Below are 257 nucleotides of genomic sequence, written 5' to 3'. Positions count from 1 at the left end.
AATCATCGGTCAAGCAATTGGACGATGGGGAAATTTTATGAATCAAGAGGCTCATGGAGGAAGTGTTTCGCTATCGTTTCTTAAATCATTAAATTTACCTAATTTTATTATTAATCAAATGAACATTAATGGTATTTATTATCACCCAACCTTTTTATATGAATCTATTTGGAACTTAGTTGGATTCTTCATTCTAATCACAATAAGAAGATTTAAGGTAAGAAGAGGTGAAATATTCTTATCCTATCTGATTTGGT

At 30.0% G+C, this 257-nt stretch carries 1 protein-coding gene; it reads left to right on the top strand.

Annotation, left to right across the window (positions count from 1 at the left end; genetic code table 11):
- A partial coding sequence (locus GJQ66_RS13205; RefSeq protein ID WP_196215933.1) for a prolipoprotein diacylglyceryl transferase family protein occupies positions 1-257 on the top strand: 257 nt, incomplete at both ends.

It is taken from the genome of Microbacterium sp. ZXX196 (assembly GCF_009709595.1).
Lineage (GTDB): Bacteria > Actinomycetota > Actinomycetes > Actinomycetales > Microbacteriaceae > Microbacterium > Microbacterium excoecariae.
Note: the sequence above shows the minus strand (reverse complement) of the source record. Positions and strands in the feature narration are given on the sequence as shown.